Raw genomic sequence first — 26,708 nt, forward strand, 5'->3', positions numbered from 1 at the left:
GATCTGCGGGTCGGTGGGGGCTGGGCGCGCAGTTCCCCGCGCCCCTGATGGGGCGCTTCGGTGGGTGCGTTCCACTGCCTGGCCCCAGTACGTGCCGGTGAGCATCAGGATCGCGCCCAGGCCGGTGAGCGGGGTGAAGTGTTCGCCGGCGAGGCCTATTCCTGCTGCCGCGGCCCAGATCGGTTCGGTGCCCAGCAGGAGGCTGGCCCGGCTGGCCGAGGTGCGCTGGACGGCCCAGGTCTGCGCGAGGAACGCGAACACACTGCAGAACAGGGCGAGGTAGAGCAACTGGGCCCAGCCCGCCACGCCGACGTGGATGAGGGTGGGCAGTTCGCCGGACGCCGGAATCAGGAAGAGCCCCGTACCGACGAGGGTCTGCACGGTGGTCAGCCGCAGCGGCCGGATCGCCCGGCCCGCGGTGAGCCGGCCGACGAGCGCGACATGCGCCGCGCGTATCACCGCGGCGGCGAGCATCAGCAGGTCGCCGAGACGGGGCGCGTGGAAACCGTTGCCCGACATGAGGAGGCCGACGGCCAGCAGGCACACGCCGGCCGCCGCGTAGAAGGCCGGGGGAAGACCGCCGCCACGGCCGGTGCGGTCCAGGAGGGGGGTGATCACGATGGTCAGGCTGATGATGAGTCCCGCGTTGGCGGCGCTGGTGTGCGCGACGCCGTACGTCTCCACGACCAGGATCGCCGCCTGGGTGACTCCCAGGGGCAGACCGATCCGGATCTCGTCGCGGGTCCACGGGCCGGACTTCCGGTCGGCCGCGACCAGTCCGACACAGGCGAGCGCGGACAGGGCGTACCGCGCGAACAGCACCACCAGGACGGGCAGCACGGTGGTCGCCGTCTGGGCGGAGAGATAGCTGGAACCCCAGACGAGGGCGACAAGGAGAAGTACCACATCGGTACGGCGGGCATCAGGCACACGCTCACCCTGCCTCCCCGCGACTCTGAAGCACAGGGCCAATGTCTTAAACGATCCTTTAGCATCGCTACATCGGAGAAGGGTCGAGGGCATGGACGAACGACAGCTGCGGATCCTGCGTGAGCTGGGCGAACTGGGCAGTGTGACCGCGGTCGCCGAGGCGCTGTTGGTCACGCCCTCGGCGATCTCCCAGCAACTGCGGCTGCTGCAGCGCGCGATTCCCGTGCCGCTCACCGAGCGACAGGGCCGGCGACTGGCCCTCACGGACGCCGGGCAGGCCCTGGCCGGCGCGGCGATCGAGGTGGAGACGGCGCTGGAGCGCGCACGGCACACCGTCGCGGAGTTCGTCGACCGGCCGGACGGCGAGGTGTCCGTGGCGGCTTTCCACAGCGGGGCCTCGGCGTTCTTCCCGCTGCTGCTGCGGGCGCTCGCGGCTCCCGACGGGCCCCGCCTGTCCCTCGCCGACGCGGACGTGACGCAGGACGACTTCCCGCAGCTGACCCGGGAGTACGACCTCGTGCTCGCGCACCGTCTTGAGCACACGCCGGGATGGCCGCGTACCGTCACCGCCACGACACTGCTGCGCGAACCGCTCGACGTGGCCATGCCCGCCGACCACCCGCTGGCCGTCAAACGGCGGCTCACTCCGCGCGACGTGGCCGACCAGCCCTGGATCACGGCGCACGAGGGCTTCCCGGTCGTGGCCACCCTCGACGCCATCGCCACGGCCGCGGGCCGCCGGCTGCGCCTGGCCCACCGCATCAACGAGTTCACGGTGGTCGCCGAGGCCGTCGCCGCCGGCGGAGGTCTCGCCCTGCTGCCCCGCTGGACGGTGCGCCCGCACCCCGCCCTCGTCCTCAAGCCGCTCAGCGGAGTGCGGGCCCGGCGGCACATCGACGCGCTGCACCGCCCCGAACGCACGGCACGCAAGGCGGTACGCACGGTCCTGGCCGAACTGCACCGGGCTGCCGAGACGATCCGCGGCTGACGGTGCCCTAAAGGGGCGCGGGGAACTGCGCGCCCAGCCACAACGCACCAGCAGGTAATGCGCCCGGCGGGCCACGCAACGTCTAAACGTCTAAACGTCTAAAAGGGATACCACCGCACCGTCTCGTCCCCGTCCCGCAACGACCCCACCCGCCGCTCGAACTCGGCGAGAGCCCGAGGGTTGCTCGGCGCATGCTGGGCGACCCACGCGCAGCTGGCCGTCTCGCGCGCCCCGCGCAACACCCCGCAGCCCTCCCACTCGCGCACGTCCCACCCGTACGCCGCCGTGAACGTGTCGTACGCCTCGGCGGGCATCCCGTACCGGTCGCGGGACAGCGCCATCACGACCAGGTCGTGCTCGCGCAGGTCGGCGGAGAACGTCTCCAGGTCGACCAGCACAGGACCGTCGGGGCCGACGTGCACGTTGCGGGGCAGCGCGTCCCCGTGGATCGGACCCGGCGGCAGCCTGGGCGTGAGCGCGGCAGAGGCCGTGGCGAAGCCGTCCCGCCGGTCCCGCAGGAAGGCCGCGTCCGCCGGGTCGATCACGTCCCCCGCGAGCCGCAGCCACCGCTCCACCCCGCCCAGCAGTTCACGGCGCGGCAGTGCGAAGGCGGGGGAGGGCAGGGCGTGCACCACCCTCAGCAGCTCGGCCAGATCGCGCGGCTCGGCGGGGCGTACGGGGTCCGACAGCCGGTGCCACAGCGTCACGGGACGACCGGCCACGAACCGTGCCTCGGGCTCGGCGGGCCGCACCGCGGGCACACCCGCCTCGGCGAGCCAGAGCGCGACGGCCAGCTCCCGCCGCGCCCGGTCGAGGAGTTCGGTGTCGCGGCCCACCTTGACCACCAGGTCCCCGACGGCGAAGACGGCGTTCTCGCCCAGGGCGAGCAGCTCCGCGTCCCGGCCGTCCCCGACGACCTTCGCCTCGGCGAGCACGTCCCGCGCCTGTGCCTCGTCCATCACTCGCCTTCCCACAGTTCTTCTCGTATCTCTTGCGTCTCTCGTGCCTCTCGTACGGCACCGCACGCCATTGTGCCTCGGGCGGCGGACGCACTGGTGGGAGCAGCCATCAGGGCGTGCGCGCTGTCTTGACGCGATGTCGGCGGGTCAGCACGATGACGGGGGCCGTCGGCACGGCCAGACCGGTGTGAACCGCCCAGAGGAGCCGATCTCGTGACATTGGCGACCGCGAGGAAGCGGTTGAAGAAGCCGAGGCCGAAGCCGAAGCCGAAGCGCACGTCGGGGGCCGGCGGGCCGGGCCGCGTCGACCACGGCGCCTGGTTCCTGGTGCTGCCCGCGCTCATTCCGATCCTGGTGCTCAGTGTCGGGCCGCTGCTGTACGGCATCAGCCTGGCGTTCACCGACTCGCAGTCGGGCCGGACCGAGCCCACGCAGTGGATCGGCACCCTCAACTTCCAGGACCTGCTGCACGACACACTGTTCTGGGAGTCGTTCCGCATCGGCCTGCTGTGGGCGGTGGGGGTGACCGTCCCGCAGTTCCTGCTCGCACTGGGGCTCGCCCTGCTGCTCAACGAGGAGCTGCGGCTGCGCTGGCTGGCGCGGGCGCTAGCGATCATCCCCTGGGCGATGCCCGAGGTCGTGGTCGGCATCATGTGGCGGATCGTCTACAACCCGGACGCGGGCATCCTCAACGAGACGATCCGCGACCTGGGCCTGGGCGACGGGCGGGACTGGCTGTCGGGCCTGTCGACCGCGCTGCCCGCGGTGATCGTCGTCGGCGTCTGGGCGGGCATGCCCCAGACGACGGTCGCCCTGCTCGCCGGGCTGCAGAACACCCCGCGCGAACTGCACGAGGCCGCCGCCATGGACGGCGCCGGTGCCTGGCGGCGCTTCCGCACGGTCACCTGGCCCGCCCTGAAACCGGTCGCGCTCGCCATCACCGCGCTCAACTTCATCTGGAACTTCAACTCGTTCGCCCTGGTCTACGTGCTGACCAACGGCGGTCCGGGCGGCCGTACCCGGCTGCCGATGCTGTTCGCCTACGAAGAGGCCTTCCGCTACGGGCAGTTCGGCTACGCGGCGGCGATGGGGTGCGTGATGGTCGCGGTGATCTCGGTGATTCTCGCCGTCCACCTGGTCGGCCGGCTGAGGGGAGGCGACGACGCGTGAAGACACGTAAAGGGACCCGCGCGGGCCAGTACGTGGCACTCCTCGGGTATCTCGTCTTCCTCGCCTTCCCGTTCCTGTGGCTGATTTCCACGGCCTTCAAGCCGGCGCGCGAGCTGGGCAGCCTGCATCCGACCTGGCTCCCCCGGAACCCGACCCTCGACAACTTCCGGCAGGCCTTCGACGAACAACCGCTGCTGGACGCCGCGCTGAACTCGCTGGTCGCGGCGCTCGGGGCGGCGGTGATCGCCGTACTGATCGCCACCCCGATGGCGTACGTCATGGCCCGGCACCGCACCCGGCTCGCGAAGGCGGCGACCGGCTGGGTGGTGGTCAGCCAGGCGTTCCCGTTCGTCCTGGTGATCATCCCGCTGTTCCTGGTCCTCAAGAACCTGCGCCTGATCAACTCCGTACCCGGTCTGATCATGGTGTACGTGGTGTGGGCCCTGCCGTTCGCGCTGTGGATGCTGGTGGGGTACGTACGGGCGGTGCCGGCCGAGATGGAGGAGGCCGCCGCGGTGGACGGTGCCGGCAGGCTGCGGACGCTGGTCTCGATCACGGCGCCGCTCCTCGCGCCGGGCATCGTGGCCACGGCCCTGTTCGCGTTCATCAGCGCGTGGAACGAGTTCTTCTTCGCGCTGGTGCTGCTCAAGACCCCGGAGAAGCAGACCTTGCCCGTCGTCCTCACCCACTTCATCGGCGCGGAGGGCGTGGCGGACCTCGGCCCCCTCGCCGCGGCCGCGTTCCTGGCGACCCTTCCGTCGCTGGTCGTCTTCGCACTCATCCAGAAACGGATCACGGGCGGCATGCTCGCCGGGGCGGTGAAGAGCTGATGCGGACCGGGACGCGTAGGCGCGTGCGTGTGCGTACGGGTACGAGGTGGCTCGCCGCGGTGGTCGCGGGAGTGCTGCTCGCCGCGGGCTCCGGCTGTTCCGGCGACGGAGGCGGCTCCGAGGACGGCCGGATCACGCTCCGCTTCCAGTCGCTGGCCTGGCAGGAGGAGTCCGTCGACGTCAACAAGGAACTGGTGCGGGAGTGGAACGCCACGCACCGGGACGTCAAGGTCGAGTACGTACAGGGCTCTTGGGACAGCGTCCACGACCAGTTGCTCACGTCCTTCGAGGGCGGTGAGGCGCCGGACATCATTCACGACGCCTCGGACGACCTCGCGGACTTCGCGTACGGCGGGTATCTCGCGGATCTGCGCGGTCTGTTGTCCGAGCGGCTGACGTCCGACATCCCGGCGCGGAGCTGGGAGACGACGACCTTCGGTGACGGGGTCTACGGCGTGCCGTTCCTTCAGGAACCCCGCGTCCTGATCGCCAACGCCACGTGGCTGAAGGAGTCCGGGGTGCGGATTCCCACCCCCGAAAAGCCCTGGAGCTGGAGCGAGTTCAGAAAGATCACCGACGAACTGAGCGGCGGGGACGGGGGAGGGGACGGGGATGGAAAATACGGGGTGGCCTGGCCGCTCAAGGAGCCCGTCTCGGCCACGCTCAACCTGTCGTTGTCGACCGGCGGCCGGCTGTTCCACCGCGGCGCGGACGGAAAGGTACAGGTCCGGTTCGAGGCGGCGGACGAGGTGGTGCCGCGTACCATCCACGACCAGGTCAACACCGATGACAGCGCGTCGGGTTCGACGCTCGGCAGCGGGGGCTCCGACACGCTTCCCGGTTTCTTCGGCGGCAAGTACGCGATGGTTCCGCTCGGGTTCTCCTACCGGCAGCAGATCGTGCAGCAGGCGCCGAAGGGCTTCGACTGGCAGGTGCTGCCCGCGCCCGCCGGGGCCGACGGGCTCACCCAGGGAGTGAGCCCGCAGACGCTGTCCGTCGCGCAGGACAGCCCGCACAAGGAGGAGGCCGCCGCGTTCATCGACTTTCTGCTGCGGCCCCGCAACATGGTGCGGCTCGCCCTCGGCGACTGGATGCTGCCGACCGGTACGGAGGCGCTCCGGAATCCGGCACTTCGCACGGAGAAGGACGGCTGGGCCACCGGGACCGCGCTCGCCGGGCGGTTGCGGTCGGCGCCGGCGCAGTCCGTGCGGGGATATCCGGAGTGGAAGGACAAGGTGGCGACGCCCGCGCTGCAGGAGTACTACAGCGGGGCGATCGGGCTCGGTGAGCTGCGGCGGCGGCTCGTGAAGGACGGGAACCTGGTGCTGGCGCGCTATCAGCGGTGACAGCTTGTCCTGTCCCGGCGGCGCGGTGACCAGCCTCAGCTCGTACGCGATGATGACCAGCTGCACCCTGTCCCGGGCGTCCAGTTTCGTCAACAGCCGGCTCACATGGGCCTTCGCCGTGGCCACGCTGATGTACAGCCGCGAGGCGATCTCCGCGTTGGACAGGCCGCGGCCGACCAGGGTGAGCACCTCCCGCTCACGGGCGGTGACGCCTGCCACCGGTCGCGGACATATGAGGGGCGTATGAAGGGGCGTATGAGTGAGGGTCCGACGACGGGGCTTGGGGTTTAATTGAGTTGCACGAGACGTTTCGTCTCGCTTACGGTCGGCGCATGACCACGCGTATGACCACCTCACGCCCCGCCCACATCGCCATGTTCTCCATCGCCGCCCACGGGCATGTGAACCCGAGCCTGGAGGTGATCCGGGAGCTCGTCGCCCGGGGTCACCGGGTCACGTACGCGATTCCGCCGGTCTTCGCCGGGAAGGTCGCGGAGACCGGTGCCGAGCCGAAGCTGTGGCAGTCGACCCTGCCGTCGCCCGACGACGACCCCGAGGCCTGGGGGAGCACACTCCTGGACAACGTGGAGCCGTTCCTCGACGACGCCGTCCAGGCACTCCCGCAGCTCATCGAGGCGTACGAGGGCGACGAGCCGGATCTCGTGCTGCACGACATCACCTCGTACCCGGCCCGCGTCCTCGCCCACCGCTGGGGCGTCCCGGCCGTCTCGCTCTCGCCGAACCTCGTCGCCTGGGAGGGGTACGAGGAAGAGGTCGCCGAGCCCATGTGGGCGGAGCCGAAGCAGACCGAGCGGGGCAGGGCGTACTACGCCCGCTTCCAGGCCTGGCTGGACGAGAACGGGGTCGCCCAGCACCCCGACCCCTTCGCCGGCCGTCCGGCCCGTTCCCTGGTCCTCATCCCGAAGGCGCTCCAGCCGAACGCCGACCGGGTCGACGAGTCCGTGTACTCGTTCGTCGGCGCCTGCCAGGGCGACCGCGCCGCCCAGGGGGAGTGGCGGCGGCCCGACGGTGCCGAGCGCGTGGTCCTCGTGTCCCTGGGGTCCTCCTTCACCAAGCAGCCCGCCTTCTACCGTGAGTGCGTGCGGGCGTTCGGTGATCTGCCGGGCTGGCACCTGGTGCTCCAGATCGGCAAGCACGTCGACCCGGCCGAGCTGGGCGAGATCCCGGCGAACGTGGAAGTCCGCGACTGGGTCCCGCAGTTGGCGATCCTCAAGGAGGCCGACGCCTTCGTCACGCACGCCGGAGCCGGCGGCAGCCAGGAGGGCATGGCGACCGCCACGCCGATGGTCTGCGTACCCCAGGCCGTCGACCAGTTCGGCAACGCGGACGTGCTCCAGTCGCTCGGCGTCGCCCGCCACCTGCCCATGGAAGACGTGACGGCCGGCACTCTGCGCGACGCCGTTCTGGCGATCGCGGACGACCCGGAGGTCGCGCGAAAGCTCAAGAAGATCCAGGCGGAGATGGTGGCCGAAGGTGGCACTTCTCGCGCTGCGGATTTGATCGAAGCGGAAATTTCCGAGGTGCGCGATCGCGCTTAGAAGGGCGTGACCGACTCCCGAAGAGCCGCATTAGTGACCGTAAGCGAACCCGGAATTCCCCCGGGTCACGGTTGCGCGCCGATGGTGAAATCATGGCGCCCTTTGGATAACGGAACGGTCATTTAGGTAACGCTCGGATAACGCGGGGTCCTTGTGGACGAGGCGTAGACGGGGTTACTGAGTATGACCGTTGACCTCCCGGAAGGTTGTACGGGCATCACCTTGTTATCTGTTCGAACACCGTCTTAGCGTGAGGTGAACTCGTTTCGAACTTTTGGGAAGTTGACCTATGCGCCGTGACATACCGCCCCTCGCTGAGGTGCGCCGCATCACTCAGAAGAAGCGCGACGCGTGGTGGACCGTGATGCTCGTCGACCCGGTCGCCACTCCGTTGGTGCGGGTGCTCGCGATGCGTACGAAGGTCACGCCCAACCAGGTCACCTGGGGCGCGTTCCTTCTCGGGCTCGTCTCGGCCGCGTGTTTCGCCTGGGGTGACGGCTGGCGGTGGCTGATCGCCGGTGCGGTCGTGTACCACCTGAGTTTCATCCTGGACTGTGTGGACGGGAAGCTGGCCAGGCTCACCGGACAGGGGTCCGTCTTCGGGGCCTGGCTGGACTTCGTCTTCGACCGTATCCGTGTCATGGCCTGTGCGATCGCGCTGATGGCCGGCCAGTACCAGCGCACCGGTGACACCGCGTACATCTGGCTCGCGGCCGTCGTGGTCTTCCTCGACGGGTTGCGCTACATCAACTCGCTGGAGATCTTCAAGACCCGGCACACCATGCGCAAGCAGATCAAGGCCCACATCCGCGCGGCCCGCCGCGCCGAGGACACGGCCGGCGTCGCCTTCATGGAAGACCTGCTGCGCGACAACCCCGAGGCGGACATCGAGCAGGACCTGCGCAAGGCGGCGGAACCGGCGGAGCTCGCGGAACTGGCGGAGCTCGCCGAACTCGCCGAGCGGTCCGAGGGCGCCGAAGGCACACTCCGTACCGAGGGCACTGTCCGTACCGAGGACGCCCTCCGTACCGAGGACGCCCTCCGTGCCGAGGACGAGATCGGTGAGGCCGCCGAGGTCGGCGACATCGATGTGACCGGTCTTCCGCAGCGGCCGCGGGCCAAGGTCATCGACCTGCACCAGGAGTTCAGGCACCGCTTCCCCATGTACCTGCGCCTGCGCTCCTACCTTTTGCGGCACCGTATCCGCGCCCACCTGATCAGTGGGATCGAGTTCCAGATGGGCGTCTTCATCGTCGGCCCGCTCATCGACCAGGTGATCGCCACGACCGTGGTCTCCGGCGCGCTGCTCCTCGTCTTCGAACTCGCCATCATCTACAAACTGCTGCTCTCCACCCGGGACTTCGCCCGCACTCTCGACTCCTTCGAGCGTGAAGGAGTGGCCGCCGCGGCGTGAACGACCGCGGGCGGACAACGGTGTCGTGCGACCGGGCACGGCAACGGAACGGCAGCGAGGCCAGGGCAAGTGCCCCGGCCTCGCTGCCGTTCCTCTGTCTTTCAGTCGGTCGGCTGTCTTTCAGTCGGTCGGCCGGTCGTCAGACGCCGACCCGCTGCCCCTCGACCGCCGGCGGCTGCTGCGGCGGCTGCTGCGTCGTCGACAACGCCTCGGGCGACTCGTCGTGGCTGAGGTCCGGCAGGCGGTTCAGCCACTTCGGGAAGTACCAGTTGCGTTCGCCGAGCAGCGACATGACCGCCGGGAGCAGCACACCGCGGATGATCGTCGCGTCGATGAGGACCGCGGCCGCGAGGCCCACACCCATCTGCTTCATGGACTGCATGGACAGCGTGCCGAAGATCGCGAAGACGGCGACCATGATGACGGCGGCGCTGGTGATGACACCGGCCGTCGTGACGACCCCGTGCTGGATGGCGTCCCGGGTCGTCAGACCCCGCATCCGCGCCTCACGGATACGCGAGACCACGAACACGTGGTAGTCCATCGAGAGCCCGAAGAGGATCACGAAGAGGAACAGCGGCAGCCAGGTCACGATGGCTCCCACCCCCTCGGCGCCCACCAGCGACGCGCCCCAGCCGTGCTGGAAGACGGCGACCAGGATTCCGTACGCCGCCCCGACCGACAGGAGGTTGAGGACGATCGAGGTGACCGCGATCGTCAGCGAGCGGAACGACAGGAGCATCAGCAGGAAGGCGAAGGCCACGACGAAGGCGAAGACCGGGACCACCGCGCTGACGAGCTGGTCGTTGAAGTCCTTCGAACCCGCCACCTGACCGGTCACCGGGGCCTCGACCCCGTCGACCTTGCCGAGCGTCGCGGGACGGACCTCGTCGCGGATGATGCCGAGGCTCTTCTCCGCCTTGTCGAGGTCGGAGCCGCCCACCAGCGGCACGTACACGAAGGCGATGTTCTGCGCGTCGTGCACCTTGACGTCGACCGGACCGCGTGAGGCACCCGAACTGACCGCCTGCGCACGGAAGTCGGCGAGAGCGGCCTTCACCTCGGCGGAGTTGATGTCCTTGGCCTTGACGACCACCTCGGCCGGGTCGGAGCCACCGGGGAACGCCTCGTTCACCCGGTCGTACGTCGCCACGATCGGCAGCGAGTCACCGAACTCCTGGTCCAGCGTCAGGTTCTGGGTCTTCATGCCGAGTGCCGGAGCGGCGATGGCCAGCAGGGCGCCGGCCGCGACGACCAGCGAGACCGCCGGCCTGGCCAGCACCACGCGCAGCACGCTCGTCCAGAAGCGGCTGTCGTTGCCGGCAGCGTTGCCGGAACCGCCGCGGTTCTTGCGGCGCTTGTCCGGGTGCAGGAACGGGATGCGGCCCGTCTCGACCCGCTTGCCGAGCAGCGAGAGGACCGCGGGCAGCACGGTCACCGAGCCGACCATGGCGACCGCCACGACCATCAGCGAGGCGAGCCCCATCGCCTTGAAGGTGGCGATACCGGTGAACAGCATGCCCGCCATCGCGACGCACACCGTGACACCGGAGACGATGATGGCGCGACCGCTGGTCGCCGCCGCGATGCGCAGCGCGGTCTCGGGGTCCCGGCCCGCCGCGCGCTCCTCGCGCTCACGCCGCAGATAGAACAGGCAGTAGTCGACGCCGACCGCCAGGCCGACGAGCAGCATCACGGAGCTCGATGTGTCGTCCATCGGCTGGATGTGGCTGACGATCATCATCAGGCCCATCGTGGCCACGATGGCGGTGATCGCGAGCAGTACCGGTACCAGCGCCGCGACCAGCGCGCCGAACGCGACCAGCAGGATGCCGAGGGCCACCGGCACGGCGGAGAACTCGGCCTGCTGGAAGTCGTCGCCGAACGCGTCGTCGAACGTCTTGTTCATGCTGGCGCCGCCGATCTCCTCGATCCGCAACGCCTCGTGGTCCTTCTGGACCTGTGCCACGGCCTTCAGGACGGGCTCCACCCGCTCGCCCGCCGTCTCGGCGTCGCCGCGCATGTCGAACTGCACCAGCGCGCTGCGGCCGTCCTTCGAGACCGAGTCCGTGTCGTACGGCGAGGTCACATCGGTCACCTTGCCGGTGCCCTCGACCGCCTCGATCACGGCGTCGACGGCGGCGCGGAACTCGGCGCCGGTCGCCTTGATGCTCGCGTCCCGGCCCTGGACGAGGACGCTCTCCCCGGCCGGTTCGTCGATCCCGGCTTCTTCCGCGATGGCCGAGGCCCGGCCTGTCTCGCCGCTGAGCTGGTCGCTTTCCTTGAGCTCGACCGTGCCCGCCGCCGAGCCGAGCCCCATCGCCAGTACGACGAACAGCACCCAGATTCCGACGGCCGCCCAGCGGTGCCGGGCGCTCCAGCCGCCGGCCCGGGCCGCTATGCCCCGTACCCGCGTGTCTCCGTTCCCCATGACGGGCTTGCCCCCCTGTTTTCGGCGCCGACCCGTTGCCCGCACCCCTTGTTATGAAGGTATGGGCCGGATAAGGGGCTCTCCTCGTGCTATTCGGTGAAGTCCGGCGGGCCCACGTCCTCCGCTCGGACCCCGCCTCCTCCGTACTGAGGAGGATGAACGCCCCCTACACGTAAAGCCGCTCCTCGGGGGTCGCGGTCAGGGTGTCCGGTCTGTCGACGCGGATCCGTTTTGTGCTGACGAAAGCGTGTGGAAGCCGGTCGCAGCGGTACGTGGGTGTTGAACTGAGTGCGCAGATCAGCGAAGGTTTCATCCTGACCGGTCGGTAACCCGCGCTGTGGGTGCGGACCGGTCGGGCGGCCGTCGCGCCCACCCCCACGGGGCACGACGGCCGCCCTGTGGTCTGTACGCCCCGACGCCCCCGGCCGCTCCGAGCCGGCGGCCCGCAGAGGGAACGTACGGCTGTGGCAGGCTCGGAGGCATGCGCTACATCATCATCGGAGCAGGGGCAGTGGGCGGGGCCGTCGGCGGTCGCCTCGCCGAGGCGGGGCACGACGTGGTTCTCGTCGCGCGCGGCGCGCAGTACGCGGCGCTGCGCGACCGGGGGTTGCGCCTGGTGACCCCCGACGGACCGCGCACCCACCGGCTTCCCACCGTCGACGGCCCGGAGGCCCTCGGTGAACTGCGGGCCGGGGACGTCCTCGTGCTCGCCGTCAAGACGCAGGACAGTGTGGCGGCCCTTGACACCTGGGGGCCCGCGCCCGTGGCCGGCGGCGGCACGGCGGCCGAGCGGCTGCCGCTGTTCTGCGCGCAGAACGGCGTGGAGGGCCAGCGGCTCGCGCTGCGCCGCTTCCGGCGGGTGTACGGGGTCTGTGTGTGGCTGCCCGCCACCTTCGTCGAGCCGGGAGTGGTGTCGGCGGCCGGTACGCCCCTCACCGGCATCCTGCACCTCGGCCGCTTTCCGCACGGCACCGACGACACCGCGCGGGCCGTCGCCGCCGACCTGGCCGCCTCCCGGATCGAGGCGCCGGTCGTGGCCGACGTGACGCGCTGGCAGTACGCCAAGCTGCTCGCCAACGCCATCGAGGCGGTCGGCGGAGTGATCGGCAGCGAGGACGGCGTCGCGCTGCACGACCGCGTGCGCGCGGAGGGCGAGGCCGTCCTCGCCGCATCGGGGATGGCGTACGCCTCGGCCGAGGAGCAGAAGGAGGCCCGCGCCGACAAGATCCGCCTCGTGCCGCTCGACGGATCGGAGCGCGACGGACCGGAGCGCGGCGGAGGCTCGTCCTGGCAGTCGCTGACCCGTGGCACAGGCACCATCGAGGCGGACTACCTCAACGGAGAGATCGCCCTGCTGGGACGCCTGCACGGAGTCCCGACCCCCCTCAATGACCTGCTGCAACGGCTCGCGAACGACTTCGCGCGGGAACACCGGCCGGCGGGTTCGATGCCGATGTCCGAGCTGGTACGGCTGGCCGACGACGCTGCTGCTGCCGCTGCTGCCGCTCCTGTCACCGCCGACGATGCCGACGCGTCTGCTTCTTGAGCTCTCCCGGATTTCTGTCCGGACAACTCCGAGACACAGGGCCCTCCGTGTCCATAGGGTGATGGGGCGATTACGGGTGGTGGGGGGACCGGAATGGCTCAAAGACAGTTGCCGTCGTTGCCGAAGATGCGCAAGGACGCGGTCACACGGCGGCTGTGCGCGTCGGTGCACCTCGACGCGGACTTCGCCCAGGACACCGACCGCAGACTCACCGGAGACGGCCTGAACGCCATGGGCCCCACCCTCGGCGTCAACCTCGTCGCGCTCGCCCGGCACGCGCGCGTGGCCGTCCGGCGCCGCGCCGCGCTCGACCGCCGGCTCGCCCGGCTCTTCGTCGGCGGCGCGGCCGCGCTGTGCATCGGCCTGGGCGCCCTCATCGACGGCCACGGGTCGGTCGCGATGGTGGCCGGCGTGTACGGGCCCGTCGGCGTCCTGGCCGCCGCCTGGTGGCTGGTCCACCGCGACCAGGTGCGGGCCTGGGCCGCGGCCCAGGGTGTCTACCGCACCCAGGACAAGTCCGAGAACCTCGCCCCGGCCGTCGAACCGGCGGCCGAGGCACGGCTGCACGAGCTCAAGCGGGCCAACGTCGTCCCGTACACCGACTCCGCGGAACACACCAACCCGTTCGTCGGCAGCGGCGACAAGATCAAGGAAACGCTCTGGCAGCCGATCGACGTCAGCAGGCCCGCCGACTCGCCCACCGGCGGCAAACTCACCGTCCGCCCCTTCGACGCCGTCGACCTGCACACCTACGTCGCCCGGGAGATGGAGGGCGTCTCGGGCCTCGAAGGGCTGCGCGCCAGGAACCGCCTCTACGTACTCGGCAGCAACGTCCTCCATCTGCCCGACCTGCTGCCCGACCGCACCCGCCGCCCACAGGCCCAGATCCCCAGGCAGCTCGTCCAGGCCGGCCTCCAGAACCCCGGCGCCGGCATGCGTACGTACCTCTGTCTTGAGCGCGTAGGAGAGGGCGGCCGGACCATCGTCTCCATGTACCTGCGGGCGCGACTGCACCGGCCCAGCCTCACCTGGGAGGTCGCCGCGTACGCGATCCCACCGCTGCACGGCCGCTTCTACCAGGTGGACAGGCTGCCCGTCGCCCGCGCGGAACGCTGGTGGCGCCTCGTCGCGTACGCCACCACGCACGTCTGGCCCGAACTGAGCGGCGCCGCCGGACGCCTGCGTGCCCGGCGCCGGCACCGCCGTGCGGCGGAACGCGCCCTGACCAGGACCCGCTGCGAGATCAGGGAACACCACGCGGTGTACGACTACGGGGCGTTCGACAGCCTGCGCGAGAGCATCGGCGACTGGGAGCAGGCCGGCTACTCGGAGAAGACCGACGCGCAGGACTTCCTGTTCCGGCTCCAGCAGGGCGTACTGGTCGCGACCGAGCGCTTCCTCCAGGACCACAACGTCGACACCGGTTCGTTCGACAAGGCGCAGCAGATCATCAGCACCCAGACCTACAACATCTCCGGGGACATCAACGGCCCCAGCAACATCGGCAACCAGGGCCAGATCAGCATGGCGGGCGGCCAGCCGCAGCACGGGCAGGGCGGCGGCCAGCAGGGCGCGGGGCCGGGCGGCGGGCCGTGACATCCACCGCTCGAACCCGCCGTCCGAACCCACGCCCGACTCGCGTGTACGACGAACAGGACCTCGACCGACCTTGAACGGGAGCGCCAGGCATGAGCACCTTCAACTTCCACGGCGACATCAACGGCCCCGCCAACATCGGTGACCACGGCCGTATCGAGATCAACCACGGGGCGGACGCGGCCCAGTCGCTGCGCCTGGCCGCCGAGCTCGTGGACCGGCTGCGTACCGAGAACCCGCCGCTCGTCGCACAGGCGGAGGTCGTACGGGGCGAGTTGGCGCGGGCCGAGCAGGACGGCGCCGCCCCGGACCGCGGGCGGGTCCGCTCGGCCCTGGAGACGATCTCCGTGGGCGTCACGGCCGGCAGCGGAGGCCTCGCACTGGCGCAGGAGCTGAGCCGGGTCCTCGGCCTGTGAACCCGGCTCCCTGACGCCCTCCCTGACGCCCACTCCCTGACGCCCAGGACACGGCGGTCACTTGGCCCGTACGACCGCCCGTGCCCCGCCGCCCAGGTCCAGCTCCAGGCCCGCGCGCAGCGGGACCGTCTGGCCGGGGCCGATCTGCTGGGACGTGCCGTCCGAGCGCGTGCCCGTCCAGTTCTCCCGGGTGCGGTTCGCGATGCCGAAGCGGCCCGGCTTCGTGGGGTGTTCCACCAGTTCGGCCACCAGGCTCGCGTCCGAGTAGTCGTGCCGGGCGGGCTCGGCCAGCAGGTGATGGGCGTGGAGGCGGGCCGCGCGCGGCAGCCGGATGTGGCGCTCGGTGCGCGGCGGGGGAGTGGTCACCGTGAGGCGCGGCGGCAGCACAAGACGCTCCCCGCAGCCCCAGCACGGGCGGGGCGCCGACTGCTGGTGCCCGTCCGGCTCCGTCATGTTCTGCCGCCCGCAGGACGCGCACTCCACCACCGCGTCCCGCACCGCGCGCAGCGCGTCGCGCCACTCCGACTCCCGGACCCGGACCGCCGGGTCGTGCAGCCCGGCCGTGAAGCCGCGCCGGAACAGCTCCTGGAGCGCGCCCGCGGAGGCGTCCCAGGTGGCCAGCACGGTCGCGTGCTCCATCGGGTCGGGCTCGTTGGAGTCGTCCGCCGGGTCGAAGACGAACAGCGGGTTCTTCCCGTACAGCTTTCGCTCGGCCGCCTCGTCCAGGCAGTGGATCGCCAACTCCCGCCTGCCCTTGAGCGGATGGTGGTTCATCAGGAACATGAACAGCAGGACGGCCAGTGAGTGGAGGTCGGACTGCGTACCGGGCCGGGCGCCGGGCTCGCCGCGCACCAGCTCGGGCGCCATGAACTCCATCGTCCCGGAGATCCCGCTCGCGTCGCCCTCCACCACCGCGTTGTCGTTGTCGCAGACCAGGATGTCGCCGGTGTCCGGATCGAAGAACACGTTGCCCCAGGAGATGTCCCGGTAGGCGATGCCGCGCGAGTGGAGCGCCTGGTACGCCTCCACGGTGTAGAGGCAGGCCGTCAGCAACGCGCGCGTACTGGTGCGCAGTTGGCGGCGGAACAGCGCGGGCAGCCCCTTGAACCGCTCGGGCCGCAGCCCCATCAGATACCCGAACGAGCCGCGGTGCCACGGCACATACGCCTCGGGCCACAGAAAGCGGTCGTCGTCGAAGTCACGGGACACCAGTTCCCGTACGATCCCCTCCTGCTCGGCGGTCGCGCACGTCGGGTAGTACCACTTGAGGGCCTTCTCGCCGGCGGACGTCTTCACCCGGTAGACCTCGCCCTGGCCGCCCGCTCCCAACATGTCGACGACCTGGACCTCCTCACCGGTGTCCGCGGTCAGGCGGGTGCCGCTGTCGAGCATGCCGGTCATGCCGCTCATCTAGTTCTCCGAATCCGTATGCGTGTGCGTATCCGTACGCGTATCCGTCTTGGGTTCGGTTTCCGTGGGCGGGCGCGCCGCGTACGAGTGCAGGAGGGCCGCCGCCAGGGTCGTGTCGTCGCCGGAGTACCGGGAGGCGTGCCGCAGCCAGTCGGGCAGCGCGGTCCGTACCCCCTCGAAGCCCTCCGTCGCGAGCCGCCCGTCCATGCCCTCGACGAACTCCGTGAAGCCGTCGCCCGAGGCGAAGCTCTTCGACAGACCGTCCGTGGACAGCACCACCAGGCGCGGGATGCGCGCCTCCTCGAACACGGGCGCCCAGTGCGTCCGCACCGCGCGCCACGCCTGCGGCCCGCACAGCGACTCGGTCTCGTCGCCCAGGTCCTCCTCGGCCGGAGCCAGCGGCCGGCCCACCGAGCCGTCGTGGCCCACCACCGCCAGGTCGCCGTCACCGACCTGCCAGGCCGTCAGGAGCCACGGCGTCACGACCGCGCCGATCAGGGTGGTCCCGTACAGCGTCAGCTTCTCGTCAGCGTCGGGCTCGGGCCGGCCCAGGTCGGCCACCGGGCGGTGCCGCGACCAGTGGCCGAGGGCCTCCTGACGCCAGGCCTGGACGAGGGCGCGCGGGAAATCGTTACGGGCGTAGTTCATCAGGCGGGCGAGCCGGCCCGGCTCGTCGCAGGAGCCGGCCGCCCGGCCGAACTCCGTCGCGAGCGCGACGAACCGGTCCACGGCGAACCGTGCCCCGAGCGCGCTGCGCGCGTGCGCGGCCGAGCCGTGGCCGTCCGCCACCGCGAGGACGAGGGGATCGGCGCCGGAACCGGTGCCGGCGAACGCGTACCAGTCCTGGTTCTGCCGTTTGCCGGTCCCCTGGACGCTTTCCGCGAGGGTGTCCCAGCTCCGCACGAGCACCGTCACCACACGTCGTCTTCATCGTCGTCGTCGAGGACCGGTGGCGCGAACGGCTGCTTCACCAGCGGGTCCGCCGAGCCCGCGACCGGCTGCGAGGCCGCCTTGACCGCCGCCGTCGAGGCCCAGCGGATCGCCGCCGCGAGCTGCTTGGGGCTGTTGGCGTCCAGTGGCTGCAGCTCCGGGTTGGCGAGGAACTCCTGGAGTACGGAGCGGTCGGCGTCGTGGCCGATGGCGATCGCGACCCGGACCGCCTTGCGCCCCCACGGCGTCGCGTCGACCGCCTTGAGACCCGCCTTCCAGTCGTCGGTCGGCACACCGTCCGAGACCAGCGCCAGGACCGGCTTCAGCGCCCGCTGCGGCATCGGCGGGCTCTGCAGCTCGCGCGACACCAGGCTCAGCGCCTCGCCCAGGTTCGTCATCCCGTCCACCTCGACGTCCTGCCAGGTGAAGTCGTCGACCGGGACGGGGGTCTGGTGGTGCCACTTGGCGGTCGTGGAGAACGTGACCGTACGCAGCAGCAGTTGGGCCGCCGGGTTGTCGTGGGCCACGGACCGCATCTCCGGGACGGACTCCCGGATCGCGTAGTTGAGCCGGGCGATCTTCTCGCCCTGCATCGAGTACGAGCAGTCGAGCAGCCAGATGAAATGGACCGGACGGTTCGCCATGGGCCCGCCGGGGATGTCACTCACTGCGTGTCCTTCCGTGGTGCGTCGGTCGGTTTCCAGTCGGGAGGTGGGTTTCCGGTCTGTCGGTCAGCGCGCCGCGTACAGGGCGAAGGCGGCCGTGACGAGGAGCGCGCTCGTCAGGACCAGCGCGGTGATGAACAGGCCGAGGGCCATGCGCCGGCCCCGCCCGACGTGCCGTGTCACGGTACTCATGCGGTACTCATGCCGTGTTGTACCTCTTTTCCGTCTTCTCGGTCCTGGGCCTGCCGATCCACGGGCCGCCGATCCACGGGCCGCCGAACCACGGGCCACCGAACTTGCGGCCCCCGCCCCGCCCGCCGTCCCCGGCCCTGCCGCCGTTTCCACCACCGGCCGGGTCGGGACCGGCCAGCGCGCCCGTGCGCAGCCCCGACGCGGCCAGCAGCCACAGCACGGGCTCGGCGGCCCGTCGCTGCTCGCTGTCCAAGGGGCCCGTGCCGGTGGCCGCGTGGGCGCTGACCGCCCAGTAGCGGGCGGCCTTGAAGTCGTGGCCGAGGGCGCGGACGAGTCCGCCGAGGCCGATCTCCGTCAGCCAGGTGTCGATCCGGGCGCCCGCCACCGGCAGCGAGCCGAGCTGGTCGAGGACGTCCCGTTTGGTGACGACCGTCGCCACGGACATCCTGCCGCGCCGCCCGGTGAGCGCCGACAGCTCGCCCGCCAGCCGCTGGTACGTCTCCCAGGGGCCCTGCGGCGAGGGCCGCGCGGCGGTGGCACGGTCGGCGTCGGCGCCGCTCAGCTTCGTCCGTACCGTCGGCTCGGCGAGCACGTCCGCGACCAGCACGACCCCGTTGGTGTGCGCGAGGTAGTGCTGGGCGCGCACCCGCTCGGCGTCCTCAAGGGACTCGCCCATCGGGTCGTAGAGGTAGAGCAGCCGGCGGCGCCGCCCGCGGGTGACGGTCAGCATGAAGGCCCGGGGCTGGCCGCCGGTCGTGGCGTGAGCCCAAGTGCCCTGCGCCAGCTCCTGGTTGAGGGAGTTCGCGGCCTGCCGGTCGTCCGTCGACGCGTACTCGACGCGCAGTTCGCCCCGCCGTGACCAGGCGTGCAGCCCCTCGACCATGGCGGCCATCAGCATCGTCTTGCCCGACGAGGTGCCGCCGACCAGCGGCGCGTGCACGACACGCGTGGTGCCCACCGCGTTCGGCAGCACCTGGTCGCAGTGCGGGCACAGGGCGGTGAGGCGGCTGCGCCCGGCGAGCCGGGTCGCCCCGAGCCGCTGCCCGCAGGAGCACGTGTGCCGCAGCGCCCCGTACCGTCCGGGACGCAGCCGGGCGTGCGGTTCTCGGCACCCCGGGCAGCGGTGCACCGCGAGCGGCACCGGCCGGTAGCAGCCCGGATACGGGCACTTGACGCGGATGCGCCGCACCGTCACCCAGCCGCGCTCCACGCCCCGCAGGACGAGCGCGGTCCCGGCGGCGCCCAGCCACACGAGGCCGAGCAGCAGGGCGAAGACGGCCAGCGCCAGCGCGAGGACCACGGTGGCGAGCACGGCGCCCACGAGCGCGCCGAGGAACGTGCCGGGCGCGACCACCCACATCATCATCCGCACGAACGAGTTCCGTTCGATGAACCCCGTGGAACGGATGCCCCGGAACAGGTTCGCGGTCGTGCGCCGCGTCCACTGGTCGACGAACCGCTTCCAGATCACCCGGATGCCGAAGTCGCCCGCGGTGACCGCGTCCACCCGCATCTGCCGCCACCAGTAGGCGAGTTCGGCCGGTTCGTCGGCACCGACGGCGGGGATACGGACGTCCTTGCGGCCGGTCTGCCACGGGCCCAGGCCACCGCACACCGCCCGCACGCCCTGGGCGAGGAGCTGCCACAGGGCGTTGCCGAGACAGACGGCGCCCGCGACCAGCGCCACGAAGCCGAGTACGGCCGTCGCGATGCCGTTCACCGGCGCTCCCGGTCGTCGTACGGCGGTGCCCCGTCCTCGTACGGGGGTGCCACGTCCCCGTACCGCGAGGACGGGTCGTCGCCCGTGCCGCTTCCCTTGTCATGGTTTCTGCCGTTGTCCTTGCCGCGGCCACGGCCGGTGAACCGGCCCGCGAGGCGGCCCAGCGTGCCGGGCCGGTTCCAGGACCGGAAGGCGTCGAGCTTGCCGCGGCCCGCCCGGTCGAGGAGAGACTCCACCAGCGCCAGATCCCCGTCGGGCAGCGCCCGTACGATCGGCCGCAGCACCTTGGCCAGCAGCGCGGCGGCCGTCTCGTCCCACGCCGTATATACGCCCGGGTGCGAACTCCAGTCGCAGAAACAGTCGGCGACATACTGCGGGACGGTACGCAGCCGGTCGCCGACCCGGTCGGACCGCGCCGCCCGCTCGTACGCAGCGAGCAGGTCCGCGTCGCCGGAGCGGACCAGCCCGTACAACTCACCGGGCGGCACCGAGCCGCTCAGCAGGCGGCGCGCCAGGGCGCGGTGGACCCGTTCGAGCACCGGTGCGGGCACCGGGCGGGCGTTCGCGCCGAGCGCCGCCGCGCGCTGTACCCAGTCAAGGCCCTCGCCCTCGGTGCCGAGCAGTCCCGCGAGCTCCAGCAGCAGGAGCGCGGCGCGCTGTCCCGGTGCCAGTTCCGTCATGAAGCAGCGCAGCAGGTCGTCGGCGAGCGCCGGGACGGCACGGTCGTCGGCCGGTGCCGCGAGCGCGGCGTCGATCAGCAGGTCCCGGGTGCCGGCGGCGCGGTGCGTGTCGGAGCCGAGTTCGTTGAGCAGCAGGCTCGCCTCGTGCCCGGTGGGCAGTACGCCGGGCCACACCAGGTCGAGGGCGGTCCGCAGCACGGCCGGTTCGGAGAGCGTCGAGACCCCGGCGGTCCGCAGCACCCCCTGGAACGCCGTGAGCCGGTCGCCCGCACCGGTGGGCAGGGCGTTCGACGCGCACATTCGCAGATGCGGGAACCCCGGGTGGCCCTGCACGGGCAGGTCCGCGACGGCCAGCATCCGGGCGGCGGTCACCGGCCGGTCGGCGGCGTGTGCGTCGAGCGCGCCGAAGAGGGCGATGCGGAGGGTCGGGTGCTCGGCGACGGCGTCGCGCAGCACGGCGAGATCCTGCCGCCCGGCGGACACACCGGCGCTGCCGCCGTCGCCGCCACCGCCGCTGCCGCTCCCGACCTTGACGCCGCTTCCGGCCCCGATGCCGGTTCCGGATTGCGTCGGGTCCGTGCGGGTGGTGCTCCACCAGGGGGCCGTGGGGGCCGCTCCGTCACGGTCGGCCGGCGCGGCCGGGGCATGCCGGCTCGGGTGCGGGTGCCCGCTGTCCGTACGGGCCTCCGGGCTCGCGGTGGAAGGGCGTACCTGGGCCTCCGGGAGGTCCATCAGGGCCTGGGCGAGCCGCGCCGCGAGTTCCGGGAGGAGGTCGGTGCAGTCGATGTCCAGCAGGTCGGCGACGCGCAGCAGGCCGAGCGGGCGCCCGGTCGGGGGCTGCGCCGGGTCGGCGACGCCCGCGCGGATCGCGTACCCCAGCTCCGCGCCGAGCCGCATCCGGGCCTCGGGGGTGAACGAGGCACCGTGGAGGACGGGCACGGGCCCGGTGCCGCGCACCGCCGCGGCCAGCACATGTGCGGCGAGCGGCGCGGAGACGGCGGCGGGCACCTGCCCGTCGAGGCGCTCGAACAGCGAGACCAGCCCCTCGACGAACCCACCCGCCGACGACGAGCCGCCTGCCACCGAACCGGCTGCCACCGAGCCGGGCGTCGTGCTGTCCGTCGGTCGTGCCTCGCACAACGCGGCGACCAGTCGCGTCAGTTCGTCCTCGGGCAGGTCGCCCGCACGGTCGCGGACCCAGTGCGCGGCGGCGGCGAGGGCCGCCGCGGGAAGGGGGACGCGGGCGGTGAGCGCCGCAGCGGCCAGCGAGCCGAGGCCGGGCCCGTGATGCCGGAACAGATCGGGCCTGCCCGCCCGCCACACCCGGGCACACACGTCCGCCCACGGGTCCGCGGCGAACTCGGCAGCCTCTGCGGCTTCGGCGGGCCGGGTGCAGTCGTGGACCCGGTGCCGGTGGCCGTACGCCACGGTCTCGGACGACGGCAGTACGCCGATGATCTGCTGCCTGGCCTGCGCAGGCCGCCGCGTGTACGTCGTGAAGGTCAGCCGGTGCGCCTGCTCGCGCGGCAGCACGGCACAGGCCAGCGCGATCCACTGGGCCACGGCCGCGCTGTCCCGCTCCACGAGCACCACCTGCCCGGCCCCCGGGTCCTCCGCGACGGCTCGGACATCCGCGAGGACCGCCGCGAGCCGGTCGGCGCGGGACGCCGCGAAGGCGACCAGGGCGTCGAGCTGCATGAGCCCCGACGGCTCGAAGCGGTCGATCGGCTCGGGCCTGCCGTCGGCGGGCGTCTGCCGGCCCCAACGCCGGGAATCCCAGGCCGTGATGGGCAGCGCACCGTCCGGCAGCCGGGCCCCGGCCGGCAGATGGAGGGCGTGCGCGTGGAAGTTGCCCCAGCGTCCGCTGTAGTCGACGCCCGTGTAGACGGACCGGCTCAGCAGCCGCCCGCCGTCGGAGAGTTCGCTGAAGCTGAACGCCGTGGGGAAGTCCGCGAGTTCGCCGGCGTCGGGCCGTGCGGGCGCGTCGCGCGGCGGCTCGTAGCCGATGAGCTGCTCCGCCTCTCTGAGCACCCCCTGCGGCACGTCGGCACTGACCGCCGTGAAGCGGAAACCGGACCCGTCGGGCCCCGGAGGCGCCGACGTGTAGTGGAGCTGAGCGTGCGTCACTTGGACTGTCCCTTCCGCGCGTTCGTCACCGGCAGCAGACCACGCCGGGCCAGCAGCCACAGCAGCGGATCCTCCACGCGCAACGGCTGCGGCCCCGACTTCGGTACGTCCGCCGGGGCGTCGGCGGGCGGTGGCGCACCCAGCGCGGAGAGGCCGAACAGGGACAACTGCGCGAAGTCGCGCTCCAGTTGCCGGTACAGCACCCCCGAGTCCCAGTCCGCCAGCAGGGAGCGCAGCTCCTCGTGCACCGCGAGCCGGTCGTCCTCGTCGAGCGTGCCGCCGTCGTGGGTGGCGCTGCTCAGCAGTGGCGAGTGCGGGTCGAGCAACGGCCGCAGCATGTCCGTCTTCGTCACGGCCACCGCCATCGGCGTACTCACCCGGCCTCGCGAGCCGCCCCGGCCGTGCGCCCGCAACTGGGTGGCCAGGTCCGCCGCGATCTGCTGCGGCGGCGTCTCCACGGCGGGCAGCGGCGGTCCGTCGCCGTGCGGCAACCGATCCCGTACGGAGCCGAGCTGGAGCGGGTCGACGAGCAGGATGATGCCGTCGGCCGCGCTGAGATAGCGGGTGTAGCGGTCCACGGCGTCGGCGCCCGCGAGGTCCTCGCCCGCCGCGTCGAAGAACACCAGGGTCGTGTGCCGGCTGCCCGCGCCGAGCCGCCCGCGCCGGGGCAGGCTCAGCCGGTACAGCAGCGGATCGTTGAAGCCCAGCGCGGCGGGACGGGTCGCGTCCGGCAGCCGCAGCCGCTCGTACAGGTCCTGCGCCATCTCCTTGTCGCGCTGCTGCGTGCCCTGGCCCATCGCGGCGACCGAGGCGTCGAAGGCCTGGCCGACCCGCCGGTTCAACTCGTTGACCAGCACGGCGACATAGGTGCTCTTGCCGGACGCCTTCGCGCCCACCAGGGCGATGATGCGGCTGTCCTGCTCGCAGTAGTCGCTGGGCAGATCGCTGTGACAGGCCCGGCACACCCGTACCGTCGTGGTCACGCCGCAGCCCGGACAGACGGCGGGGCCCGCGTGCGCGGCGGAACGCAGCCTGGACATCCCCGAGCGCGGCCGGGTGAAGACCGGGCCGCGCATCCGGGCCGACGGCGGCACGCTCGGGCCCATGAACTCGGCCCACACGTCGTCGCGTTCGGGCCCGCACGGCTGCGAGCCGCGCACGCCGCCCGCGATCATCAGACAGCGGTAGGGCAGCCCGGCCGCCGACGAACGGGCGAAGCAGTAGGGGCAGATGACGGTCGTCATGGATTCAGCGCACCACCAGGGTCGCGGGGGACGGTTCTTCGAGGCGTACGGACGCGGCGTGCGCCCCGAGCAGGAAGCCGCGCAGGGTGAACGGGGCGGGGCAGGGGTCGGAAGCGAGCTCGTGCTCGACCGTGCGCAGCTTCAGCAGTTCGTCACCCGCGATCCTGAGAACGGTCGTGCCGTCGGCGGGCCCGCGCGGGCGGAGGGTACCGCTGCGCGCCACACAGACGAACTCCGGCAGCTGCAGCGGGGTTTCCCCGAACTCGTCTCCGTCGGAAACACGCTCCCCAGGAGCGTCGTCGCCGGCCACGTCTTCGCCGGAAACGTCTTCGTCCGGAGCGGAGAGGGTGACGCGGATCAGGGGTCTGCCGCGCCGCAGTATCCGGCGGGGTGCGGGCACCAGGCGGTACGCGACGGACGCGTCCGGCGGCAGTACGGTCTCGGCGGCGGCCGGCAGCGCCACCACGGACCCCGAGGTGCGCGGCGCGGGCACCGCCCTGACCCGGACGCCGCCCCGGCCGACCGGCAGCCGCAGACCGTGGCGCCGGTACTGGTGCGCGGCGACCGACCGCTCCTCCGTACGCCCGCGGCCCCGTGTCCAGCTGACAGTCAGCAGGCCGGTGCCCTCGGGCCAGTCCAGGACCACCTGCGCCTGACCGTCCGCCTGCCGCCGCGCGACCAGCCCGGTCACGGCGACGGGTGCCTCCACGGTGACGGTCGGCCCGGCCACGGCCCGTTCACCGAGCACGGCGACGGCCGCCACCTCGACATGGGTGCCGGGCGGCGGACACAGTACGCCTCCGTCGTCCGGCAGCCGGGGCCACGGCAGCGGCTCGGGCAACTCGGCGGTCGCCAACTCGGCTCCGTCGCGCGGCACGTCACCGGGCCAGCACACCAGCCGCACCTCCGTACCCTCCGCGCCCTCGGCCCCCGTCCAGGCGAACCGGATGCCCTCGCGCTCGGCCGTCGCCGTGAGCGTCCGTACGGGTTCGGGCCAGTGCTGCACCGTGCGGGTCGCCTCGACGCCGGGGGAGGCGACGGTCCGCCCCGCGGACGTGCGGTAGTGGCAGACGACCCGGAAGCGGTGCAGGCCGGGCGGCAGCCCGGTGGCGGCGAACCGGCCGGTCTCGCACGGGAGCGGTTCGGTGACGCCGGTGACGTTGCCGGGGCCGGTGTGCTCGACCGTCACCTCCGTGGCGCCGGGCGGCGGTCGCCAGGTGCCGTCGATCCGCTCCCGCCCGTCCGTCAGCGCGAGCCCGCTCACCTCGGGGGTGACCGCCAACTCCCGTGCCACCAGGGGTACGCCGGCCACGCGGCCCTCGCGCACCGGCAACGCCACGTAACGCACCACGCTGCCGAGCGGCGCCGCCCGGTCCTCCGCGCTTCCCATGCCGCCCGAACCCGAGGAGACCTGACGCACCTCGCACAGCTCGCGCACCTCGGTGGTGCCGCGCCCGGCCCGCCGCAGCCGCAGGATCCGCCAGGTGACGAGCCCGGGGTCTGCCGGGTCGGGCGGGTCGGCCGCGTCCCAGGTCAATGCCACGGATTCGGGGAGCAGTTCACGGCGCAGCCGTTCGGTGCCGGTGCCGGTGGCGTCATGGGGGCGCGGCCGGTGGATGCGTACAAGGCCGAACAGGGCCCGACGGTCGTCCGCCGCGAGGCGCAGGGCCCGGAGGTACCTCTCGGTCGCGGCCTCGCTGTCGCCCGCCTGCTCGGCGTCACGGGCCGCGTCCAGCGCGGCGTCGGCGTGCCGCAGCCGCCGGGACAGGGCGGCCCTGAGCGCGGTGAGCGACGGGTCGCGCCCGTAGGGCGGCAGCCGCTTCAGGAGCCGGTCCGCGCGGCGCAGCCGGTGTTCGGCCCAGGCGTCGGCCAGCGACTCGGCTGCGGCCCGCTGCGCGCCGTCCAGGGCCGGACGGACGAGGGCGGCGGCGACGAGCCCGGCGGCCTCCTCGGCGTGTACGCCCAACCGCAGTGCCGTGTCGGGGCGTTGGTCGTCCGGACGGTCCTGGAGCAGTCCGATCAGCTGGTAGAGCAGGACTCTGCGCAGGGCCTGCGGGTCGCGCCGGTGCAGTTCGGCGAGTTCGTCCGCGAGGGGGGCCGCCGGGCCCGAACTGCCGCGCAGTCCGGCCAGCAGCGCGCCGTCGACCCGCCGTTGCCCCCGTGTGCCGACCGGCACGAACAGCCCGTCCAGGACACGCAGTCCGGCACCGGATCCCGGGCCGCCGGGGGTGAGGATCTCCCCGATGTGCCGCAGTCCGGCGGCGCGCTGGGCCGCCACCAGCCGGGCGTATCCGGGTACCAGGGGCGCCAACGGCAGCGCGGACAGCGCTCGGGGCAGCCCGAGGTGATGCCCGAACTCGCGACCCGCCACCTGTGATGCTCCCCCGCTCGTGTCTGCGACGGACATCCCATCAGATCCGCGGGGCGGGAGGGAGCGACTTTCGGAATCCGGCGAGGTGAGAGCGTTGCGCGTGCTACACGGGGCGGGACTTTTTTCGCCCCCGCCGCCCCTACCCATTCCCGTCACTACCTCGGGGGCTCCGCCCCCGAACCCC

The 26,708-nt window shown here is 72.1% G+C and carries 20 protein-coding genes and 1 pseudogene; 9 read left to right on the forward strand and 12 right to left on the reverse strand.

The genetic code is table 11. From position 1 onward, the window contains the following. The coding region (locus tag AOK01_RS24745; protein WP_055515346.1) for a DMT family transporter at nt 1-930 on the reverse strand (930 nt) is incomplete at its 3' end. A 91-nt stretch (nt 931-1,021) separates the two neighbouring features. Between AOK01_RS24745 and AOK01_RS24750 the strand changes: the two genes are divergently transcribed. Then, nucleotides 1,022-1,918 (forward strand): LysR family transcriptional regulator, encoded by an 897-nt coding sequence (locus AOK01_RS24750; RefSeq protein ID WP_055515315.1) that lies wholly within the window; start codon nt 1,022-1,024, stop codon nt 1,916-1,918. Nucleotides 1,919-2,016: 98 nt separating this feature from the next. On the opposite strand, the gene AOK01_RS24755 is transcribed toward AOK01_RS24750, so the two are convergent. After that, a complete protein-coding gene (locus tag AOK01_RS24755; protein ID WP_055515317.1) occupies nt 2,017-2,877 on the reverse strand; it encodes a phosphotransferase enzyme family protein in 861 nt (286 codons plus the stop codon). Nucleotides 2,878-3,090: 213 nt separating this feature from the next. Here AOK01_RS24755 and AOK01_RS24760 point away from each other — a divergent pair, with 213 nt between their 5' ends. From AOK01_RS24760 to AOK01_RS24770, 3 genes are read left to right on the forward strand one after another with little or no spacing between them, the layout of a single operon-like run. Further along, the gene (locus AOK01_RS24760) at nt 3,091-4,047 is read left to right on the forward strand and encodes a carbohydrate ABC transporter permease (protein ID WP_055515319.1); all 957 of its coding nucleotides are present in this window, start codon (nt 3,091-3,093) and stop codon (nt 4,045-4,047) included. Continuing rightward, the gene (locus AOK01_RS24765) at nt 4,044-4,877 is read left to right on the forward strand and encodes a carbohydrate ABC transporter permease (protein ID WP_055515321.1); all 834 of its coding nucleotides are present in this window, start codon (nt 4,044-4,046) and stop codon (nt 4,875-4,877) included. The genes AOK01_RS24760 and AOK01_RS24765 overlap by 4 nt, the downstream gene beginning before the upstream one ends. Continuing rightward, a complete protein-coding gene (locus AOK01_RS24770) occupies nt 4,877-6,223 on the forward strand; it encodes an ABC transporter substrate-binding protein (RefSeq protein ID WP_055515322.1) in 1,347 nt (448 codons plus the stop codon). The genes AOK01_RS24765 and AOK01_RS24770 overlap by 1 nt, the downstream gene beginning before the upstream one ends. A gap of 21 nt (nt 6,224-6,244) precedes the next feature. Here AOK01_RS24770 and AOK01_RS45335 read toward each other — a convergent pair. Next, nucleotides 6,245-6,436: pseudogene (locus AOK01_RS45335) on the reverse strand (response regulator transcription factor); the annotation flags it as partial. A 119-nt stretch (nt 6,437-6,555) separates the two neighbouring features. Between AOK01_RS45335 and mgt the strand changes: the two are divergent. Then, the gene (gene mgt / locus AOK01_RS24780; RefSeq protein WP_063792855.1) at nt 6,556-7,782 is read left to right on the forward strand and encodes a macrolide-inactivating glycosyltransferase; all 1,227 of its coding nucleotides are present in this window, start codon (nt 6,556-6,558) and stop codon (nt 7,780-7,782) included. A gap of 289 nt (nt 7,783-8,071) precedes the next feature. Beyond that, nucleotides 8,072-9,196, forward strand: a complete 1,125-nt coding sequence (locus tag AOK01_RS24785) for a CDP-alcohol phosphatidyltransferase family protein (RefSeq protein ID WP_055515327.1) — start codon at nt 8,072-8,074, stop codon at nt 9,194-9,196. A gap of 139 nt (nt 9,197-9,335) precedes the next feature. Here the strand turns inward: AOK01_RS24785 and AOK01_RS24790 are convergent, their stop codons facing one another. Next, entirely contained in the window at nt 9,336-11,627 is a 2,292-nt protein-coding gene (locus AOK01_RS24790; RefSeq protein WP_055515329.1) for an MMPL family transporter, read from the reverse strand. A gap of 481 nt (nt 11,628-12,108) precedes the next feature. On the opposite strand from AOK01_RS24790, the gene AOK01_RS24795 reads away from it, so the two are divergent. The 3 genes from AOK01_RS24795 (at nt 12,109) to AOK01_RS24805 (ending at nt 15,185) form a co-directional block, all read left to right on the forward strand. Next, complete coding sequence (locus AOK01_RS24795; RefSeq protein WP_055515331.1) at nt 12,109-13,173, forward strand: ketopantoate reductase family protein; 1,065 nt, start codon at nt 12,109-12,111, stop codon at nt 13,171-13,173. 93 nt (nt 13,174-13,266) lie between these two features. After that, nucleotides 13,267-14,769 carry a hypothetical protein gene (locus tag AOK01_RS24800; RefSeq protein ID WP_055515333.1) on the forward strand — a complete coding sequence of 501 codons (1,503 nt, stop codon included), beginning with the start codon at nt 13,267-13,269 and terminating at the stop codon, nt 14,767-14,769. A gap of 92 nt (nt 14,770-14,861) precedes the next feature. Beyond that, nucleotides 14,862-15,185, forward strand: a complete 324-nt coding sequence (locus AOK01_RS24805) for a hypothetical protein (protein ID WP_055515335.1) — start codon at nt 14,862-14,864, stop codon at nt 15,183-15,185. A 57-nt stretch (nt 15,186-15,242) separates the two neighbouring features. Here the strand turns inward: AOK01_RS24805 and AOK01_RS24810 are convergent, their stop codons facing one another. From AOK01_RS24810 to AOK01_RS24840, 8 genes are all read right to left on the reverse strand, one after another. Next, entirely contained in the window at nt 15,243-16,586 is a 1,344-nt protein-coding gene (locus AOK01_RS24810; RefSeq protein WP_055515348.1) for a serine/threonine protein kinase, read from the reverse strand. A gap of 9 nt (nt 16,587-16,595) precedes the next feature. Continuing rightward, nucleotides 16,596-17,513, reverse strand: a complete 918-nt coding sequence (locus AOK01_RS24815) for a protein phosphatase 2C domain-containing protein (protein WP_055515337.1) — start codon at nt 17,511-17,513, stop codon at nt 16,596-16,598. After that, nucleotides 17,507-18,169, reverse strand: a complete 663-nt coding sequence (locus AOK01_RS24820; protein ID WP_055515339.1) for a vWA domain-containing protein — start codon at nt 18,167-18,169, stop codon at nt 17,507-17,509. Before AOK01_RS24820 ends, AOK01_RS24815 begins: the two co-directional genes overlap by 7 nt. Before the next feature lie 87 nt (nt 18,170-18,256). Next, entirely contained in the window at nt 18,257-18,382 is a 126-nt protein-coding gene (locus AOK01_RS46195) for a hypothetical protein (RefSeq protein ID WP_281181434.1), read from the reverse strand. Between the two features lie 7 nt (nt 18,383-18,389). Then, nucleotides 18,390-20,102 carry a TRAFAC clade GTPase domain-containing protein gene (locus AOK01_RS24825; protein WP_079103713.1) on the reverse strand — a complete coding sequence of 571 codons (1,713 nt, stop codon included), beginning with the start codon at nt 20,100-20,102 and terminating at the stop codon, nt 18,390-18,392. Next, nucleotides 20,099-22,909 carry a GTPase-associated protein 1-related protein gene (locus AOK01_RS24830; protein ID WP_063792856.1) on the reverse strand — a complete coding sequence of 937 codons (2,811 nt, stop codon included), beginning with the start codon at nt 22,907-22,909 and terminating at the stop codon, nt 20,099-20,101. Before AOK01_RS24830 ends, AOK01_RS24825 begins: the two co-directional genes overlap by 4 nt. After that, nucleotides 22,906-24,153, reverse strand: a complete 1,248-nt coding sequence (locus tag AOK01_RS24835; protein WP_055515341.1) for a TRAFAC clade GTPase domain-containing protein — start codon at nt 24,151-24,153, stop codon at nt 22,906-22,908. Before AOK01_RS24835 ends, AOK01_RS24830 begins: the two co-directional genes overlap by 4 nt. Nucleotides 24,154-24,157: 4 nt before the next feature. After that, complete coding sequence (locus AOK01_RS24840; protein ID WP_055515344.1) at nt 24,158-26,524, reverse strand: hypothetical protein; 2,367 nt, start codon at nt 26,522-26,524, stop codon at nt 24,158-24,160. Nucleotides 26,525-26,708: the final 184 nt, after the last annotated feature.

The organism is Streptomyces aurantiacus, assembly GCF_001418335.1.
Lineage (GTDB): Bacteria > Actinomycetota > Actinomycetes > Streptomycetales > Streptomycetaceae > Streptomyces > Streptomyces aurantiacus.

Excerpts from the sequence above, each read along its gene's own strand:
- AOK01_RS24750 (WP_055515315.1), top strand. The coding sequence starts at position 1,022 with ATGGACGAACGACAGCTGCGGATCCTGCGTGAGCTGGGCGAACTGGGC.
- AOK01_RS24755 (WP_055515317.1), bottom strand. The coding sequence starts at position 2,877 with ATGGACGAGGCACAGGCGCGGGACGTGCTCGCCGAGGCGAAGGTCGTC.
- AOK01_RS24770 (WP_055515322.1), top strand. The coding sequence starts at position 4,877 with ATGCGGACCGGGACGCGTAGGCGCGTGCGTGTGCGTACGGGTACGAGG.
- mgt (WP_063792855.1), top strand. The coding sequence starts at position 6,556 with ATGACCACGCGTATGACCACCTCACGCCCCGCCCACATCGCCATGTTC.
- AOK01_RS24785 (WP_055515327.1), top strand. The coding sequence starts at position 8,072 with ATGCGCCGTGACATACCGCCCCTCGCTGAGGTGCGCCGCATCACTCAG.
- AOK01_RS24790 (WP_055515329.1), bottom strand. The coding sequence starts at position 11,627 with ATGGGGAACGGAGACACGCGGGTACGGGGCATAGCGGCCCGGGCCGGC.
- AOK01_RS24795 (WP_055515331.1), top strand. The coding sequence starts at position 12,109 with ATGCGCTACATCATCATCGGAGCAGGGGCAGTGGGCGGGGCCGTCGGC.
- AOK01_RS24800 (WP_055515333.1), top strand. The coding sequence starts at position 13,267 with ATGGCTCAAAGACAGTTGCCGTCGTTGCCGAAGATGCGCAAGGACGCG.
- AOK01_RS24805 (WP_055515335.1), top strand. The coding sequence starts at position 14,862 with ATGAGCACCTTCAACTTCCACGGCGACATCAACGGCCCCGCCAACATC.
- AOK01_RS24810 (WP_055515348.1), bottom strand. The coding sequence starts at position 16,586 with ATGACCGGCATGCTCGACAGCGGCACCCGCCTGACCGCGGACACCGGT.
- AOK01_RS24820 (WP_055515339.1), bottom strand. The coding sequence starts at position 18,169 with ATGGCGAACCGTCCGGTCCATTTCATCTGGCTGCTCGACTGCTCGTAC.
- AOK01_RS46195 (WP_281181434.1), bottom strand. The coding sequence starts at position 18,382 with ATGAGTACCGTGACACGGCACGTCGGGCGGGGCCGGCGCATGGCCCTC.
- AOK01_RS24835 (WP_055515341.1), bottom strand. The coding sequence starts at position 24,153 with ATGACGACCGTCATCTGCCCCTACTGCTTCGCCCGTTCGTCGGCGGCC.